This is a genomic window from Gordonia sp. NPDC003422 (assembly GCF_053588675.1).
This window is the reverse complement of sequence record NZ_JBSFQL010000023.1, coordinates 22,703-38,913: the sequence shown is the minus strand read 5'-3', so window position 1 is coordinate 38,913 and position 16,211 is coordinate 22,703. Positions and strand designations below refer to the sequence as shown.

14 protein-coding genes are annotated in these 16,211 nt (G+C 65.6%); 8 read left to right on the top strand and 6 right to left on the bottom strand.

Translation table 11 applies throughout. The features are described 5' to 3' along the window. The first annotated feature begins 22 nt into the window (after positions 1-22). From ACWDTF_RS18600 to ACWDTF_RS18590, 3 genes are read left to right on the top strand one after another with little or no spacing between them, the layout of a single operon-like run. Positions 23-958, top strand: a complete 936-nt coding sequence (locus ACWDTF_RS18600; RefSeq protein WP_240855676.1) for an ABC transporter substrate-binding protein — start codon at positions 23-25, stop codon at positions 956-958. Positions 959-962: 4 nt separating this feature from the next. Next, positions 963-1,928 (top strand): amino acid ABC transporter permease, encoded by a 966-nt coding sequence (locus tag ACWDTF_RS18595; protein ID WP_240855674.1) that lies wholly within the window; start codon positions 963-965, stop codon positions 1,926-1,928. Continuing rightward, positions 1,915-2,697 (top strand): amino acid ABC transporter ATP-binding protein, encoded by a 783-nt coding sequence (locus ACWDTF_RS18590; protein WP_355275673.1) that lies wholly within the window; start codon positions 1,915-1,917, stop codon positions 2,695-2,697. The genes ACWDTF_RS18595 and ACWDTF_RS18590 overlap by 14 nt, the downstream gene beginning before the upstream one ends. A gap of 6 nt (positions 2,698-2,703) precedes the next feature. Here the strand turns inward: ACWDTF_RS18590 and ACWDTF_RS18585 are convergent, their stop codons facing one another. Further along, positions 2,704-3,528: a class I SAM-dependent methyltransferase gene (locus ACWDTF_RS18585; RefSeq protein WP_240856026.1), complete on the bottom strand. Its 825-nt coding sequence runs from the start codon at positions 3,526-3,528 to the stop codon at positions 2,704-2,706. A gap of 88 nt (positions 3,529-3,616) precedes the next feature. Here ACWDTF_RS18585 and ACWDTF_RS18580 point away from each other — a divergent pair, with 88 nt between their 5' ends. After that, complete coding sequence (locus ACWDTF_RS18580) at positions 3,617-6,535, top strand: BTAD domain-containing putative transcriptional regulator (RefSeq protein ID WP_433254955.1); 2,919 nt, start codon at positions 3,617-3,619, stop codon at positions 6,533-6,535. Here ACWDTF_RS18580 and ACWDTF_RS18575 read toward each other — a convergent pair. From ACWDTF_RS18575 to ACWDTF_RS18565, 3 genes are all read right to left on the bottom strand, one after another. Next, the gene (locus tag ACWDTF_RS18575) at positions 6,479-7,576 is read right to left on the bottom strand and encodes an SAM-dependent methyltransferase (protein WP_240855670.1); all 1,098 of its coding nucleotides are present in this window, start codon (positions 7,574-7,576) and stop codon (positions 6,479-6,481) included. The two genes, ACWDTF_RS18580 and ACWDTF_RS18575, sit on opposite strands and share 57 nt — an antisense overlap. Positions 7,577-8,016: 440 nt before the next feature. Continuing rightward, entirely contained in the window at positions 8,017-8,553 is a 537-nt protein-coding gene (locus ACWDTF_RS18570) for a 2'-5' RNA ligase family protein (RefSeq protein WP_449754817.1), read from the bottom strand. Positions 8,554-8,603: 50 nt separating this feature from the next. Further along, complete coding sequence (locus ACWDTF_RS18565) at positions 8,604-9,488, bottom strand: DUF4189 domain-containing protein (RefSeq protein WP_449754816.1); 885 nt, start codon at positions 9,486-9,488, stop codon at positions 8,604-8,606. A gap of 268 nt (positions 9,489-9,756) precedes the next feature. Here ACWDTF_RS18565 and rpsA point away from each other — a divergent pair, with 268 nt between their 5' ends. The 3 genes from rpsA to ACWDTF_RS18550 all read left to right on the top strand — a co-directional run bounded on the left by rpsA (position 9,757) and on the right by ACWDTF_RS18550 (position 12,800). Continuing rightward, entirely contained in the window at positions 9,757-11,217 is a 1,461-nt protein-coding gene (gene rpsA, locus ACWDTF_RS18560) for a 30S ribosomal protein S1 (protein ID WP_240855666.1), read from the top strand. Between the two features lie 88 nt (positions 11,218-11,305). Next, positions 11,306-12,208: a dephospho-CoA kinase gene (gene coaE, locus ACWDTF_RS18555; protein WP_240855663.1), complete on the top strand. Its 903-nt coding sequence runs from the start codon at positions 11,306-11,308 to the stop codon at positions 12,206-12,208. Between the two features lie 142 nt (positions 12,209-12,350). Beyond that, positions 12,351-12,800, top strand: a complete 450-nt coding sequence (locus ACWDTF_RS18550) for a hypothetical protein (RefSeq protein WP_240855658.1) — start codon at positions 12,351-12,353, stop codon at positions 12,798-12,800. A gap of 14 nt (positions 12,801-12,814) precedes the next feature. Here the strand turns inward: ACWDTF_RS18550 and ACWDTF_RS18545 are convergent, their stop codons facing one another. Together ACWDTF_RS18545 and ACWDTF_RS18540 are read right to left on the bottom strand one after the other, a co-directional pair. Beyond that, positions 12,815-13,291, bottom strand: a complete 477-nt coding sequence (locus tag ACWDTF_RS18545; RefSeq protein WP_240855656.1) for a hypothetical protein — start codon at positions 13,289-13,291, stop codon at positions 12,815-12,817. Continuing rightward, complete coding sequence (locus ACWDTF_RS18540) at positions 13,288-13,815, bottom strand: DUF402 domain-containing protein (RefSeq protein ID WP_240855655.1); 528 nt, start codon at positions 13,813-13,815, stop codon at positions 13,288-13,290. The genes ACWDTF_RS18545 and ACWDTF_RS18540 overlap by 4 nt, the downstream gene beginning before the upstream one ends. A gap of 74 nt (positions 13,816-13,889) precedes the next feature. Here ACWDTF_RS18540 and uvrB point away from each other — a divergent pair, with 74 nt between their 5' ends. Next, on the top strand, positions 13,890-16,040 hold the full coding sequence (gene uvrB, locus ACWDTF_RS18535; RefSeq protein ID WP_240855653.1) for an excinuclease ABC subunit UvrB: 2,151 nt from the start codon (positions 13,890-13,892) through the stop codon (positions 16,038-16,040). The last annotated feature ends 171 nt before the right edge of the window (positions 16,041-16,211 follow it).

Genomic DNA, 16,211 nt, shown 5'->3' with positions numbered 1-16,211 from the left:
CGGGGCACGAAGGGGTTTTGTGATGCGCGACCTGCGATCGATCCGTCCGGCAGCGATGAGGCTGCCGGCAATTCTCACGCTGCTCTTGGCCGTGATCGCCCTTGTGGTGGCGGGCTGCTCCAATGACGAGTCCACAGAGGGCAATGGTGGCAGTTCCGCAATCCAACCGATTTCCGTGGATGTCGAGAAGCAGGCCGATATCGCAGCACTGTTGCCGCCGGAGATCGCGCAGTCCGGGCAATTGATCGTCGGCGTGAACGTTCCCTACGCACCCAACGAGTTCAAGAACAGCAGCGGCGAGATCATCGGCTTCGACGTCGATCTCATGAACGCCATCGGCAAGGTGCTCGGCGTGACACCGGTCTACAAGGAAGCCGACTTCGACAAGATCATTCCCGCGATCCAGGCAGGGACGTTCAACATCGGCATGTCGTCGTTCACCGACAACCTGGAGCGGCAGCAGCAGGTCGACTTCGTCACCTACTTCAATGCGGGCACGCAGTGGGCGCAGCAGGCCGGTGGGAACATCGATCCGAACAACGCCTGCGGCAAGAAGGTTGCCGTGCAGGCCACGACCGTGCAGGACACCGACGAGATCCCCGCGAAGAGCAAGGCGTGCACCGATGCCGGTAAGCCGGCCATCGAGAAGGTGAAGTTCACCGATCAGTCCGAGGCGACCAACGCGCTCGTGCTCGGTCGGGTGGACGCGATGTCGGCGGATTCGCCGGTCACCGCCTACGCGATCAAGCAGGCCGGCGGCAAGATCGAGGCGGCCGGCGAAGTGTTCGACTCGGCGCCGTACGGATACCCGATCGCCAAGGGCTCGCAACTTGCGCAGGCCATCCAGAAGGCAGTGCAGTTCCTGATCGACAACGGCCAGTACAAGGCGATCACCGAGAACTGGGGCGTCCAGGCAGGTGCCATCCCCACCGCGGTCATCAACGGCGCGACCAGCTGATCGGGTGAGTTCACCGACCACCGGCCCGACCGGTGTGGGTTCTGACGCGGAGTCAGAACCCACACCGATCAAGGCCGTACCACTGCGACATCCTGGTCAATGGGTAGCGGCAGCGATCGTCGCGATCCTGGTCTTCCTGTTCATCTGGGGCGCAGCCACCAACGACGCTTACGGGTGGAGTACCTACGCGAAGTATCTCTTCGACACCCGCATCCTCGAGGGTGTCGGGTACACCATCGCGCTGACGGTGCTGTCGATGGTGATCGCCATCGTTCTCGGTGTGCTGTTGGCGATCATGCGACTGTCACCCAATGTCGTGTTGCGGTCGGTGTCGTGGGTGTACCTCTGGATCTTCCGTGGCACACCCGTGTACGTGCAGTTGGTCTTCTGGGGACTGTTCCCGTCGCTGTACAAGCAGATCGATCTCGGAATCCCGTTCACCTATCAATTCGTTCACTTCGACATCCAGTCGCTCAATGCGGCATTCACCTTCGCGATGATCGGCCTGGCGCTCAACGAATCGGCGTACATGGCCGAAATCGTCCGCGCCGGCATCTCCTCGGTCGGTGAGGGTCAGACCGAGGCATCGGTGGCACTGGGGATGTCGTGGACGCAGACGATGCGTCGCACAGTGCTGCCGCAGGCGATGCGCGTCATCATCCCGCCGACCGGCAACGAGGTCATCAGCATGCTGAAGACCACGAGCCTCGTGACGGCGGTGCCGTTCAGTCTCGAGCTCTACGGTGTGGCCCATGACATCTCGGGTGTCAATTTCCAGCCGATCCCGCTGTTGCTCGTCGCGTCGACCTGGTACCTCGCGATCACCAGCGTGTTGATGGTCGGCCAGTTCTACCTCGAGCGTTACTACGCCCGAGGTGCCTCGCGGCAGCTCACCGCCCGGCAGTTGAAGGCGATGGCCGCAGTGCGGAACGAGGTCGTCGTGGATGAGGAGAGCGATGAGCGCCGGTGACACGAAGCCGCAGCCCATGGTGCTGGCCGACCGCGTGTGCAAGAGCTTCGGGACCTTGCAGGTCCTCAAGGGCATCACGCTGGAGGTCGGCCGGGGTGAGGTGCTCTGCCTGATCGGTCCCTCCGGGTCGGGCAAGTCCACCTTCTTGCGCTGCGTCAATCACCTCGAGGTGGTCAACGCCGGTCGGCTATACGTGGACGGTGACCTCATCGGCTACCGGGAGCGCGGCGACAAGCTCTACGAGATGAGCCCGAAGGATGCGGCCAAGCAGCGCCGGGATATCGGGATGGTGTTCCAGCACTTCAATCTGTTCCCGCACCGCACTGCGCTGGAGAACGTGATCGAGGCGCCCACGCAGGTGAAGAAGCAGTCGAAGACCGAGGCGCTCGCCCGGGCCCGGGAACTCCTCGATCGGGTGGGGCTCGCGGACAAGGCCGACACTTATCCGGCGCAACTGTCCGGCGGCCAACAGCAACGCGTGGCCATCGCGCGGGCGCTCGCCATGGACCCGAAACTGATGTTGTTCGACGAACCGACATCGGCGCTCGATCCCGAACTGGTCGGCGAGGTCCTCGGCGTGATGCGTGAGCTCGCGGCGTCGGGAATGACGATGGTGGTGGTCACCCACGAGATGGGCTTCGCCCGTGAGGTGGCCGATCAACTGGTCTTCATGGACGGCGGGGTGGTCGTCGAAAGAGGCGATCCGCGCGAGGTTCTGGCCAACCCGCAGCACGAACGGACCAAGCTCTTCCTGTCGAAGCTGCTCTGATGGTCCTCAGCGGACCGGCTTCGTGCAGGAGAAGATCGCCGTCCCCGGAAAGTAGCTGCCGCGCAACGGACTCCACTGGCCCCACACGCGATCGAAGTCGTCGGGCCATTCCGGTTCGATGATGTCGTCCAGAATCAGTCCGGCGGAGCGGATCTCGCGGACCCGATCGCCGATGGTGCGGTGGTGTTCGGCGTAGGTCACCTGCCCGGCGTCGTCGATCTCGGTGTAGGGAGTGCGGTTGAAGTACGGGATGGTCACGGTCAGTCCGTCGGGACCCGGGTCGTCGGGAAACATCCAGCGCATCGGATGATTCACGGCGAACACCCATCGCCCGCCGGGGCGGAGCACTCGGGCCACCTCGGCCATGACGCCGGCCGAATCGGCCACGAACGGCACAGCGCCGAAGGCCGAGCATGCGGCGTCGAAGGAATCGTCGGCGAACGGGAGTGCCTCGGCGGTCGCTTGCACAAGTGGCACCCGCTGCTCGTCGCGGGCCATGGCGGCGACACCGATGCCGAGCATGCGCCGCGACAGATCCATGCCCACCACGCGGGCGCCCTGTGCGGCGAGCCAGCGGGCACACGGAGCCGAGCCGCAGCCGACCTCCAGGATGTCGCGACCGGCTACCTCACCGAGAAGGTGGACGTCGGCTTCCCGAACCCGCTCGGGACACCAGACAAAATCGCCGCCGTCGCGACCGACGCCGAGGAATTCTCCGTGTTCGCGGTGGTAGTTCTCGGCGTCGGAGTCCCACCACGACCGGTTTGCTCGTTCGGTGACCTCCGAGGTGGCATCGGGAAGTAGCTGGGGCGGACGCGGAACCTGCGGCATGTCGTCGTGCACGCCTCCGATGATAGAATTTCGCGTGGTCAGCGTGCTTCTGCTGGGTCCGATCGACGTTGCACCGACAGTTACGTCGGTGCGAACCACCGCGCAATTCGGCAGTCCACGTCTGCGCTGCCTGCTCGCTGCGCTCGCGGTCCACGCCGGTGAGATCGTGAGCGTCGACCAGCTGGCCGACATCCTCTGGGGCGACGAGCAACCGACCCGACCCGAAGCCTCGCTGCACAACCTGGCATTTCGTCTGCGCTCCGAATTGCGGCGCGCGGGGCTGGAATCGGTGACGGTCCGCACGATGGCTCCGGGATACGGATTGACCGCCAAGCCGACCGACCTCGACGTCGCGGTCTACGCGGACGCGATCCGGTCGGCGGCCACGCTCCTCGGACCGGATCCGCAGGCGGCCCTCGACCTGGTCGACGACGCCGAAGCTCTGTGGCGCGGAGACCCATTCGGTGAGTTCACCGACGCCCACTGGGTGCGCGAGGCGGTCGGTGATCTGGTCGAACTGCGTCTTCGTGGCGTGGAGATCGGTGCGGACGCGCTCTTGTCGCTGGGTCGCGCACCCGATGCAGTACAGCGACTTTCGTCGACGACGGTGGAGCATCCCTACCGTGAGAGTCTGCACCTGCGTCTGATGCAGGCGCTCTCGAGCGCGCATCGGCCGACCGACGCGCTCGCCGTCTACCGCAGCCTGCGGGACAGGCTGGCAGAAGACCTTGGCACCGAACCCGATGCCGCGCTTGGGCGGTTGCACGCAACGATCCTGGCCGGTCCCGAAGCCACCGCGGCCGCCCCCCGACGTGAGCACGCCGAACTCTTCGGCCGCCGGCACGATCTCGCCGCGGTGACGGACGCGTTGGCGGCCGATCGGGTCGTCACCGTCGTCGGGGTGGGTGGGGTGGGCAAGACGGCGTTGGCCCGGGAACTCGCGACGCACTTCGGTCCGACGTCATGGTGGTGGTCAGAACTGGCGTCGGTGACCGACGGCCCTGCCGTGGCGCCATTGGTGGCAGCGGCCACGGGCGTGCGGCTGCGCGGGGACCTGAATCCGGTCGATGGGCTGGCCGACGCACTCTCAACCGCGGAAGGCGTTGTGGTGCTGGATAACTGCGAACACGTCATCGATGCGGCGGCGGTGGTCGCGTCGACGTTGCGGTCGCGGTGTCCGGGTATCACGGTGCTGGCGACCTCGCGCATGCCGCTCGGGGTGGACGGAGAACGAATCTTGCCGCTCGAGCCGCTCGCCGCGCCCGGCGAAATCGGTGATGTCGGGTCGTCGCCCGCGGTCCAACTCCTTTGTGCGCGTGCCTCGTCCCGCGATCCGGACTTCTGCCTGACCGAGGCGAATGAGGCTGCTGTTGCGGAGATCTGCCGACGGCTCGACGGTATCCCACTGAGTCTCGAACTGGCTGCCACGAAGATGCGGGCTCTCGGGCCGGAAGTACTGGCGGGGCGGCTCGAGTGGCGATTCCGGGTGCTCCGCGGCGGGGTTCGTGCAACGCACCCGCGGCATCGAAGCCTGCACGCCCTCGTCGACTGGTCGTATTCGTTGCTGGGCGAACGCGAACGGGAACTCTTCGACATGCTGTGGGTGTTTGCCGGCGACTTCGATCTTGCCGCGGTTGAGTTTGTCGTTGCCGAGGTCGAGGGACCCGCTACCCGCGACGACGTCGAACTGCGGATGTCCGAACTCGTGGAGGTGTCGATGGTGGCCGTGCGCGGCGGCAGATATCGCCTGCTCGAGACGCTGCGCAGCTTCGGCGTGCAACAGTGCACCCAGGGTCGTGACGAGACCCTCCGCCGTGCGCATGCGGGCTACGTCGCCGATCGGCTTGCCGGGCGAGAACGCGATCTGTGGGGACCGGGTCACGCCGCGGCGGCACAGATGGCCGCGGCCATGCTGGACGACGTTCGCCGTGCCATGGATTGGGCGGTCACCCACGACCGACGGCTCGCGATCCGCATCCTCCTCGGGTTGCTGCCCTATCTCGAACTGTCGATGAGTACCGAGGTGACCGGATGGGCGCGAGACTTGCTGCGCAAGAGCGGAGATGAGCATCGTCGTGAACGAGCGGTCGTCCTCGCGGTTGCGGCAAGCGGTGCCCGTTTCGACGGCGACCTGTTCGCTGCGGGGCAACGGGCGCGGGACGGGCTCGACTGCGATCCGCACGGACCGGTCCTCGTGTATCTGCACATGATCCTGCTCGATGTGGCCATGTTCCAAGGGGATCTCGATCTCGCGCAGGAGCACACTCACCGCTATCGCGTCGCCGCCGCCGATGCGGGTATGCCGTCGGTAACGTACATGGCTCGTGCCTGTTCGGTTCTGGTCGACTCGTATCGCGATGACGCCGACGAACCAGAGGCGGGTTCGGCGCACGTGATTGCGGTCGCCGGCGCTGCGGCGGACGCGGGCGACGACGTCGTTGCGTCGTGGTGCAACTACATCGCCGGCGAGGTGTTGCGCGAGTGCGACCCGCATCGGTCGATTGGGTTGTTCGACAACGCGATCGAGGGTTCGGCCCGAACCTGCGACCGCTATCTGCAAGGGGTGGCCATGGTGTCGCGGGCGTCGGTGGAGTTGCGGGCCGGTGACCCGTCGATCGCGGCCGGCATGTTCCGCGACGTGGTCGAGCACTGGCGCAGATCGGGCAACTGGACTCACCAGTGGGTGGCAATGCGAACCGTCGTCGAACTGCTTGCACACCAGGGCGATAAGGCGGCTGCGGCGCGGTTGCTCGGAGCCATCCGGCACTCCGGTGAACTCAGCGGTGCCGGGGTGTACGGCGAGGACGAGGAGCGCCTGGCCGGGATTGAGCATGAACTGACCGAGACTCTCGGCGACGACACTGTGGCGGTCCTGATGGAACTGGGTGCCGCCCTGCACCCGGCTGCGGTGGTCGCGTCGAGTGCCGCCGCCCTGGACATACTGTCGCGGTCAGGTCCGGGTGGTGAGCTCGTAGAAACGGAAGAAGCTGAAGTCGTCGATGGGTAGCGTCGCGGCGCCGGCGAATCCGGCGTCCTTCGCGTAGCCGTCCAAGACGCTCGGTCGCATCACCGTACCGGTGGCGGACGACGGTTCCGAACACATTCCGTCGGGCAGACAGACGAAGATCGAGAATCCGTACATGAGCCGGTCGACCTCGTCGGCGGACCCGGCGAACTCCCCGGACACCGCCTCGTCCATGACCACCATCGAACCGCCCGGCACGAGCGCGGCACGCACCGATCGGAGAACCTCTACCGGGCGTGGCATGTCGTGAATGCACTCGAAGGCGAAGGCAATGTCGAAAGTGCCTGCTTCGCCGGCGGTGTTGCCGTCGGCGAGACGGAAGTCGACACGATCGGCCACCCCATGGTCTGCTGCGTTGCGCCGAGCCATCGCCACCGACTCCGCATCGACGTCGAGTCCGGTGAAGAGTGCCTCGGGGTAGGCCTGTGCCAGAGCGATGGTCGACCATCCGCCGCCGAATCCCACGTCGAGAATGCGCGCTCCCGGCCTCGACAGGGTCCGGTGGATGTGGTCGACGCCGGCGATCGCGGGTCCGAGGCGTTGAGCAAACCACGGCCGGTTCAGGGCCGCTTGACATTCGCGGGCATCGGCGCCCAGGGCTTCCCAGCTGACGCCGCCGCCGCGTCGGTAGGCCGACATCAGTTCGGGAAGGTGCGTGAAGGCGGCCGCGAACATCCGTGGGAGGGCGCCGAGGTAGGCAAGACTGTGTTCGTCGAGCAGCACCTCGGCGACCCCTGGTGCGATGGCGAACTTCGGGGTTGTCGAGGTGGTGTCGGCGTCCAGTATCCCGAAGGCGGCTTGCATCTCCAGCCATTCGCGGACGTATCGGCGATGGGTTCCGGTGCGTGCGGCGACGTCGTCGGCAGTCGAGGGTCCGTGATCGGCGAGGTCGGCATACCAGCCGAGACGTTCGCCGAGGTAGATGCTCATCGTCTCGGCCGTGGCCAGAGTCGAGGTGAACAGCCGCTCGGCGAACTCGTCGGCGGACGGTGCATGGTCGGTGTGAATCTGTGTGAGTGTCATGCCGGAAGTCTTGCCCGGCGACCTCTCAGATCACTCTCACCGCCTGAGTGCCGAGTTGGAGAACGCGAGTGCTGCAGCACTCGCGCTCTCCAACTCAACTCGAGTCCTCGCAGCTCGAGGTGGAATGTGGCCAGGAGGAAGCCCAGGCCGTGCCCGACCTGGTTGTCTATGTGCCGTGGGTGGCCTCAGGCCACACCCTGTGCCGAATCGTTGAATCTGTGTGGTGCAAAACCCAAGTTCTTAACAAGTACCCGGAGTGTAAGGATCGCTTCCACGGCAGGAACCGCGGCCGGTTCACAGCGTCGCTAACCCTCATTTTTGCGGGCGCCAAACCATCGTGTTTTCCCAGGTCAGAGCGCTGGCCGCCAAACCTTCGTAACGGGGAGCAGAGGGACGTGACGCGTTGGTGCAGGTCAGCGTCATGATCACCGGACTTGGAGTCAGCGAACCCCAGCAATCCGAGTTTCGGTGCGCGCGTCGCTGTCCCATCGTCGGAGAGCCACGAACCGGCCATCGATCGGAGTTTGGAGGTCGGCCACGTCGAGTGCGCGGGTGAGTTGCTCGAGGTCGAGACGCCGAGCGATCGTGACGTGTGGAGTCCAGCTTCCCGGTGCGGTGTGGAGCGGCGGCGGGGCATCGGCGATGTGGTCGGCGGACAAGTCGACAACCTCTGCGTGCAGGTCGAGCAGTTCGGCGGTCGGAACCACGAGCCGCGCGAGGGTCACCCGCTCGGGCCGGCCGAACAGGATTGGCGCACCGATGGTCATCGGGATCGGGAATCGCGTGGACAGGTGGGCGCACGCCGCATCTGCCTCGGCCTGAATTCGCGAACTCACCACCACGGTGACGTGCGGGCGATTGGTCGGAGTGAGATGCCGGCCCGCGTTCGGGAGGCCGGCATCGGTGAGCTGTGACCAGTGCGTCCGTACGGTCGCGTCGCTGCGCTCGTCGAGCAGGAGCTCGATGGAATGCATCATCGCGTCAAGTCAACCAGCCGGTCTGTGAGCCCGATACCAGGTTGCGAATGTCACATACAGGTGGTGATGAGCTCGCTGCACGTGCCCTGCCCGATCGACGTGCACTTGTCCCGTGCCGCGGTGATCACCGAAGAGCGCACTCGACCGTTCGCCCAACCCGTGGGCCCCCAGCCGCTGGCGGCCGGAGCCGTGGCCACCGAGGCGCACCACCCGGTCTGCATCGGTACCCATCCGCAATAGCTGTCCGACGGCCAGCCCTTGCTCCAGATGGCCTGGTTGCAGGCGTTGACGGCCGCCGTCTTCGCGGCGGTGCTGGTCGGATAGTTGGTGGCGACCTTGTACGCGCCCGACCCGGAGAACGCGATCGCCCCGTAGTAGATGGTCTCGGGGGTTGTCGTGGTGGTCGTCGTATACGGCGTGTACGACGGGCTCACGGTGGATTCGGTGGATGTGGTCTCGGTCGAGGTGCTCGCGTGGGCACTGTTCTCGGAATCCTTGTCGTCGCCCGATTTTGCGATGGCGATCACCGCGACGGCGACCACGACGCCGACGATCAAGACGAGGACGCCGACGATCGCGAGCACGGTGGTGCCCGAGTTCCCGCCACCGCCGTTAGGTGGCGGGCCGAACGGGGGACCCCCGAAGGGCGGCCCGCCGAACGGAGGGCCGACGGGCGGTGGTCCCGACGGTGGTGGTCCGTACGGTGACGATGGGTATGGGGGAGTCCCGCTCGGTGGTGGCCCGCCGAACTGGCCCGGGCCGTTCTGGACGGGGTTGTACTGGGTCGCCCCGTACTGGTTGGGATCGTATGGGGGCGTCGGATTGTGGCCGGTCGGCGTGCCGTACGGGTCTGGGGCTCTCTCGCCGCCCCTGCCGTTTTGAGCACCGCCGTGTGGATCACGGCCGTATGGGTCGCCGTTGTATGGATTGTTCATCGCGATATCCCCGATCCTTCTACTGGCGTGCACGGCCACGACGTCCCACCGTGAGCCAGACACCCGCCCCGAACGGCTCGACCGGAACCTGCCCTTGAGGTCGTATTTGCCCAGGACAACCCGTCTCGCGTAGTCTTGCACGAGCACGCGCGCATGGTCGCGTGCCCTCGTTGTGCCCAACGCCGATCCAGTGTCAGTCGACTCAGTGTCAGCGGGCCCGACAAGCGGAACTGTACCTACTACACACCTGTCCGGAGCAACTCAACATATGTCGTCCCCCACGATCACCTCGCCGCAAGTAGCCGTCAACGATATCGGCTCGGCCGAGGACTTTCTCGCCGCCATCGACTCCACGATCAAGTACTTCAACGATGGCGACATCGTGGAAGGCACCATCGTCAAGGTCGATCGGGACGAGGTTCTGCTCGACATCGGTTACAAGACCGAAGGCGTCATCCCTTCCCGTGAACTCTCGATCAAGCACGACGTCGACCCCAATGAGGTCGTCAACGTCGGTGACGAGGTCGAGGCCCTGGTCCTCACCAAGGAGGACAAGGAAGGCCGCCTGATCCTGTCCAAGAAGCGCGCTCAGTACGAGCGTGCGTGGGGCACCATCGAGGAGCTCAAGGAGAAGGACGAGGCCGTCAAGGGCACCGTCATCGAGGTCGTCAAGGGCGGCCTGATCCTCGACATCGGCCTGCGTGGCTTCCTCCCGGCGTCGCTGGTGGAGATGCGTCGCGTTCGCGATCTGCAGCCGTACATCGGCAAGGAGATCGAGGCCAAGATCATCGAGCTCGACAAGAACCGCAACAACGTGGTGCTGTCGCGTCGTGCCTGGCTGGAGCAGACCCAGTCCGAGGTCCGCAGCGAATTCCTGCACCAGCTGCAGAAGGGCCAGGTCCGCAAGGGCGTCGTGTCCTCGATCGTCAACTTCGGCGCGTTCGTCGACCTCGGCGGCGTCGATGGTCTGGTGCACGTCTCCGAGCTGTCCTGGAAGCACATCGATCATCCGTCCGAGGTTGTCACCGTTGGTGACGAGGTCACCGTCGAGGTTCTCGACGTCGATCTGGACCGCGAGCGTGTTTCGCTGTCGCTCAAGGCAACTCAGGAAGATCCGTGGCGTCAGTTCGCCCGCACCCACGCGATCGGTCAGATCGTGCCGGGCAAGGTCACCAAGCTGGTGCCGTTCGGTGCGTTCGTCCGCGTCGACGAGGGCATCGAGGGCCTGGTGCACATCTCCGAGCTGGCCGAGCGTCACGTCGAGGTGCCGGATCAGGTTGTCGCCGTCGGTGACGACGCGATGGTCAAGGTCATCGACATCGACCTGGAGCGTCGTCGGATCTCGCTGAGCCTCAAGCAGGCCAACGAGGATTACACCGAGGAGTTCGACCCGTCGAAGTACGGCATGGCCGACAGCTACGACGAGCAGGGCAACTACATCTTCCCCGAGGGCTTCGACGCCGACACCAACGAATGGCTCGAAGGCTTCGAGAAGCAGCGTGAGGCATGGGAGGCCCGGTACGCCGAGGCCGAGCGTCGCCACAAGATGCACACCGCTCAGATGGAGAAGTTCGCCGCGGCCGCAGCGGAGGCTGCCAACGCACCGTCGGACTACTCGTCGGCATCCGAGAGCCGCACCGCGAGCAGCGCTCCCGCGTCGACCGGCGGTTCGCTGGCCAGCGACGAGCAGCTCGCAGCACTGCGCGAGAAGCTGTCGGGCAACGCCTGATCGCTCCGTAGTCACTGACTGACGAGGCCCCCTCCCGATTCGGGAGGGGGCCTCGTTGTCGTCTGTGTCGGTTTGCGAAACTGATGGGGTGATCAGGCTGGGGCTGACCGGCGGCATCGGAGCCGGCAAATCGACAGTGGCCAAGACCTTCGTCGACCGGGGCGCGTACATCATCGACGCCGACAAGATCGCCCGTGAGGTGGTGGCACCCGGATCGGAGGGGCTCGCCTCGCTCGTGACGGCCTTCGGCGACGACATCCTCACCGCCGACGGCAGCCTCGATCGGCCGGCGCTGGCCGCCAAAGCCTTCGTCGACGACGAGCAGCGTGCCAAACTCAACGGCATCACCCATCCGTTGATCGGCGCACGGACTCAGGCGCTGCTCGACGCGGCGCCGCCGGATGCGATTGTGGTGCAGGATATTCCGCTGCTCGTGGAGAACCACACGGCACCGTTCTTCCATCTCGTCGTCATCGTGCACGCCGATGAACAGCTTCGTCTGCATCGTCTGACCACCATGCGCGGTGTGGATGAGGCCGATGCCCGGGCTCGGATCGCTGCTCAGGCCACCGATGAGCAGCGGCGCGCGGTGGCCGACGCCTGGCTGGACAATTCCGGTACGCCCGAGGACCTGGCCGCAGCTGCTGCGGCGCTGTGGGACGAACGGCTGCTGCCGTTCGAGGCGAATGTGCGTGCGCGTCGGCCTGCGGAGCCGATCGAGGCTCTCGTGGCGGCCGACCCGGACCCGGGTGCGTTGCCCGGCCGTCTCACCAACCGACTCTGGGCGATCGTCGGCGCGAACGCGACCGCGGTCGAGGTCACCGCGAGCGAACCGTCGATCGAGCTGATGGTGACCGCACGGAGCGACGATGCGGCCGCCGAACTGGGCGATGCGCTCGCCGATGGCGGGTTTGCTCCGGTGGCGCCTGGTCGCCATCGATCCTGCGATCCCGGCAAGCCTGCGACGGTCGCGGTGGTTGCGCCGACCTGATCCGAAGCTCGTGACTTCTTCCCCCGTCCAATAGGTTCCTCGATTCTTGCGTCCGGAGCCGTCGTAGATTGCTACCCTGAGCCCGAAATGTTTCATATATGACCTGGTGATTAGTCGGGGAGAGTCGGGAAAAGCTATGTCGGTGAACAAGTTTCGTGTTGGTGCAGCGGTTGTCGGGGTTGGGCTGGCGATGTCGGCGGCAAGTGTGGCGGGCCTGGCGCCTGCCCCGGAGGCCGGGGCCGCGGTCGAGGGAGTCGCGATCGGAACGCATGCGGGCTACGGTTCGGTCGCCAGCCGCTACGGGGCGGGATGCACTTACAAGGTGGCGGCGATGGTCAGCGACTACTCGCCCAACGCGGAGCGGGTGACCATCACGAGCCGACGGCTCGGCGGTGGCCCGACGGTCACGCTGGTGAGCAAGAAGCCGACCCGGCCTGTGGTTGCCGCGTCGTGGATGCCATCGGCGCCCGGTGTCTACGTCATCAAGGCAACGCAGGGGAACTCGACGAGGTCGCTGACCGCACAGGCCGGCATCGGGGTGCAGTTCCCGCCGTTCTTCGGCCGAGGGCAGTGCGCGGTCCTGATTCCTTGACGTAACTATGGCGTTCACGCGAAATGCGCGGCGAGGCGTCGATGTCGGTGACGGAAGAGGTGGCCGACGAACCAGACGAGAAATGGTGTCAGCGGACGCAGAAGTAGCCGTGGCCGGAACTCGAGCACGTCGCTGACCTCGGTGCGGCTGTCATCGAGGGCCGTCAACCGGCGAGTGTGGGTCCATGTCTTCATCGTCACCATCGACGACTCTTCGCGGAACCCGACGCCCGGGGTCAGCTCGACGATCCTCAGATCGTCGTAGTCGAGCGGGAGGACGCCGCCGTAGAGTAGCCACACCTTGCCGACAGGTTCACCGATCTCGATGTCGGCGATGGTCTTTCCGCGGTGCCGTCGAGGCAACACCATCTTCATGTATGGCATCAGTTCGGCGTTGATCCCGTCCATGCTCGCGACGCGTTCCCACGCGGTCTCGGACGGTACGTTCAGGACCGAGGTCTGGCCGACACGGCTCAGTGCGGTTTCAGTCATGGCCGGTCCAGCCACGTCAGACGGTCGCAGACGGACTCGTCGAGCCACAGTTGCACGTCATGTGCGTTCTCGGCGGCGCCCACCAGGGTTCGGGCCGCGATGGCGACGGCGTGGTCGCAGTCGGCGAGTTCGAGCAGGCCGGCGGCGTGTGCTTCGAACAGCTCGTCGACGTCGAGCAACTGCAGTGGAGTTCCCGGAACGTCGACGAGGTCGAGGTACCAGTCGACGGCGTGCCAGCGCCCGTCCGCGTCGGGCCCCGAGAACTGCCCGACGTCCAGGTACAGGCGCTGGCCGTCGCGGTACCCGTCCCGGAAGTGGAAAATGTTGGCGCGCAGGCCAAGTGTGGGGAGTAACCAGGTCTCGAGATGCTCGAACCGGGGATGGTCGGCGGTCCGCGACATGTACAGCCCGAAGCCGGTGATCCGATAGTCCAGCACAGGCCGGACGAATCCCTTGTTGTCGGTGTTGGTCATCGCGGGCACGTCGAACACCTCACGCTTGGGCGGGTGCGGGGACTCGGCCATGTCGTCAGCCTAATGGCGCCTCGGCGCACCTGCGCCGGAACATTCCTGTCATAGGCCGCGTTTACCCTGGCACTATGGCTTTTGCTGCTGAACACCCTGTTCTTGCCCACTCCGAGTTCCGCCCGGTCGGCGAGGTCGTGCGCGCCGGTGGAGACTTCGAGGTGGTCAGCGAGTACGAACCAGCCGGCGACCAGCCAGAGGCGATCGATGATCTCGAGAAGCGGATCGCCGCGGGTGAGAAGGACATCGTGCTGCTCGGCGCCACCGGCACAGGCAAGTCCGCGACCACCGCCTGGCTCATCGAGCGCGTCCAACGACCGACGCTGGTGATGGCGCCGAACAAGACGCTCGCCGCTCAGCTCGCCAACGAGCTGCGCGAGATGCTGCCCAACAATGCGGTCGAGTACTTCGTCTCGTACTACGACTACTACCAACCCGAGGCGTACATCGCCCAGACCGACACCTACATCGAGAAGGACTCGTCGATCAACGACGACGTCGAGCGGCTGCGGCACTCTGCGACGTCGAGTCTGCTGTCGCGGCGTGACGTGGTGGTTGTGGCGTCGGTGTCGTGCATCTACGGCCTCGGCACCCCGCAGTCCTACTTGGACCGCTCCGTGGAGGTCGAGGTCGGGCAGGAGATCGACCGTGACGCACTGCTGCGCCTCCTCGTAGACGTGCAGTACACCCGCAACGACCAGTCGTTCACTCGCGGTGGCTTCCGGGTTCGGGGCGATACGGTCGAGATCATCCCGTCCTACGAGGAGCTCGCGGTGCGCATCGAGTTCTTCGGCGACGAGGTGGAGGCGCTGTACTACCTTCACCCGCTGACCGGAGATGTTGTTCGACAAGTCGATTCGCTCCGAATCTTCCCGGCGACACACTACGTGGCCGGTCCGGAGCGGATGGAACGCGCGATGAAGGGTATCGAGGAGGAACTCGAGCAACGGCTGGCCGACCTGGAGGGCAAGGGCAAGCTGCTGGAGGCCCAACGACTCCGGATGCGCACCACTTACGACCTGGAGATGATGCGGCAGGTCGGATTCTGTTCGGGTATCGAGAACTATTCGCGCCACATCGACGGCCGCGCGGCGGGCAGTGCCCCGGCGACCCTCATCGACTATTTCCCTGACGACTTCCTGCTCGTCATCGACGAGTCCCACGTCACCGTTCCGCAGATCGGCGGCATGTACGAGGGCGACATGTCCCGCAAACGCAACCTGGTGGAGTACGGATTCCGATTGCCGTCGGCGGTGGACAATCGTCCGCTGACCTGGGACGAGTTCGTCGACCGGATCGGGCAGACCGTCTACCTCTCGGCAACCCCCGGTCCCTACGAATTGGGACAGGCGAACGGTGAGTTCGTCGAGCAGGTGATCCGGCCGACCGGACTCGTCGACCCGGAGGTCGTGGTCAAACCGACCAAGGGGCAGATCGATGATCTCGTGCACGAGATCCGGGAGCGGACCGAGCGCGACGAGCGGGTCCTGGTCACGACGCTGACAAAGAAAATGGCCGAGGATCTCACCGACTACCTGCTGGAACTCGGCATCCGGGTGCGATACCTGCATTCCGAGGTCGACACCCTGCGACGCGTGGAGTTGCTGAGGCAGCTGCGATCCGGCGATTACGACGTGCTGGTCGGCATCAACCTGCTCCGCGAGGGACTCGACCTGCCCGAGGTATCGCTGGTCGCGATCCTCGATGCCGACAAGGAAGGATTTCTGCGCAGCACCACCTCGCTGATCCAGACGATCGGACGCGCGGCGCGCAACGTCTCGGGCGAGGTGCACATGTATGCCGACAAGATCACCGACTCGATGCGCAACGCGATCGACGAGACCGAACGGCGGCGCGAGAAGCAGGTCGCGTACAACACCGAACACGGAATCGACCCGAAGCCGTTGCGCAAGAAGATCGCCGACATCCTCGACCAGGTGTATCGCGAGGCCGACGACGTTGCGGTGGGCGGTTCCGGGCGCAACGCCAGCCGGGGCCGGCGCGCGCAGGGCGAGGTGTCCAAGGCCGGCAGCGCGGGCGTGCTGGAGAAGCGGGACGTGTCGTCGATGCCGCGGGCCGAACTCGCCGATCTGGTGTCGCAGCTCACCGATCAGATGATGAACGCGGCCCGCGACCTGCAGTTCGAGCTGGCCGGCCGCCTGCGTGACGAGATCGCCGACCTCAAGAAGGAGCTCCGCGGAATGGACGCCGCAGGAATCAAGTAGCCGAGAGTCGGGGGCAAGCCACCGCGGCGGCTATTTGTGCGGATCACCACGAACCGGGGACAAACACGGCGCGGGCAAACTACCCTGCCGGATCAGGGGCCCTACAGTATGGGGATGGCATGAGCCCCGCTGGAGGGCAGCGGGGTGGGAATCTCTTCTGAGAGGTTGGCA

Bases quoted from the DNA above. Each gene is read 5' to 3' on its own strand.
- ACWDTF_RS18540 (WP_240855655.1), bottom strand. From the start codon at position 13,815: ATGGCCGAGTCCCCGCACCCGCCCAAGCGTGAGGTGTTCGACGTGCCC.
- uvrB (WP_240855653.1), top strand. From the start codon at position 13,890: ATGGCTTTTGCTGCTGAACACCCTGTTCTTGCCCACTCCGAGTTCCGC.
- rpsA (WP_240855666.1), top strand. From the start codon at position 9,757: ATGTCGTCCCCCACGATCACCTCGCCGCAAGTAGCCGTCAACGATATC.
- ACWDTF_RS18575 (WP_240855670.1), bottom strand. From the start codon at position 7,576: ATGACACTCACACAGATTCACACCGACCATGCACCGTCCGCCGACGAG.
- ACWDTF_RS18600 (WP_240855676.1), top strand. From the start codon at position 23: ATGCGCGACCTGCGATCGATCCGTCCGGCAGCGATGAGGCTGCCGGCA.
- ACWDTF_RS18585 (WP_240856026.1), bottom strand. From the start codon at position 3,528: ATGCCGCAGGTTCCGCGTCCGCCCCAGCTACTTCCCGATGCCACCTCG.
- ACWDTF_RS18565 (WP_449754816.1), bottom strand. From the start codon at position 9,488: ATGAACAATCCATACAACGGCGACCCATACGGCCGTGATCCACACGGC.
- ACWDTF_RS18570 (WP_449754817.1), bottom strand. From the start codon at position 8,553: ATGATGCATTCCATCGAGCTCCTGCTCGACGAGCGCAGCGACGCGACC.
- ACWDTF_RS18545 (WP_240855656.1), bottom strand. From the start codon at position 13,291: ATGACTGAAACCGCACTGAGCCGTGTCGGCCAGACCTCGGTCCTGAAC.
- ACWDTF_RS18590 (WP_355275673.1), top strand. From the start codon at position 1,915: ATGAGCGCCGGTGACACGAAGCCGCAGCCCATGGTGCTGGCCGACCGC.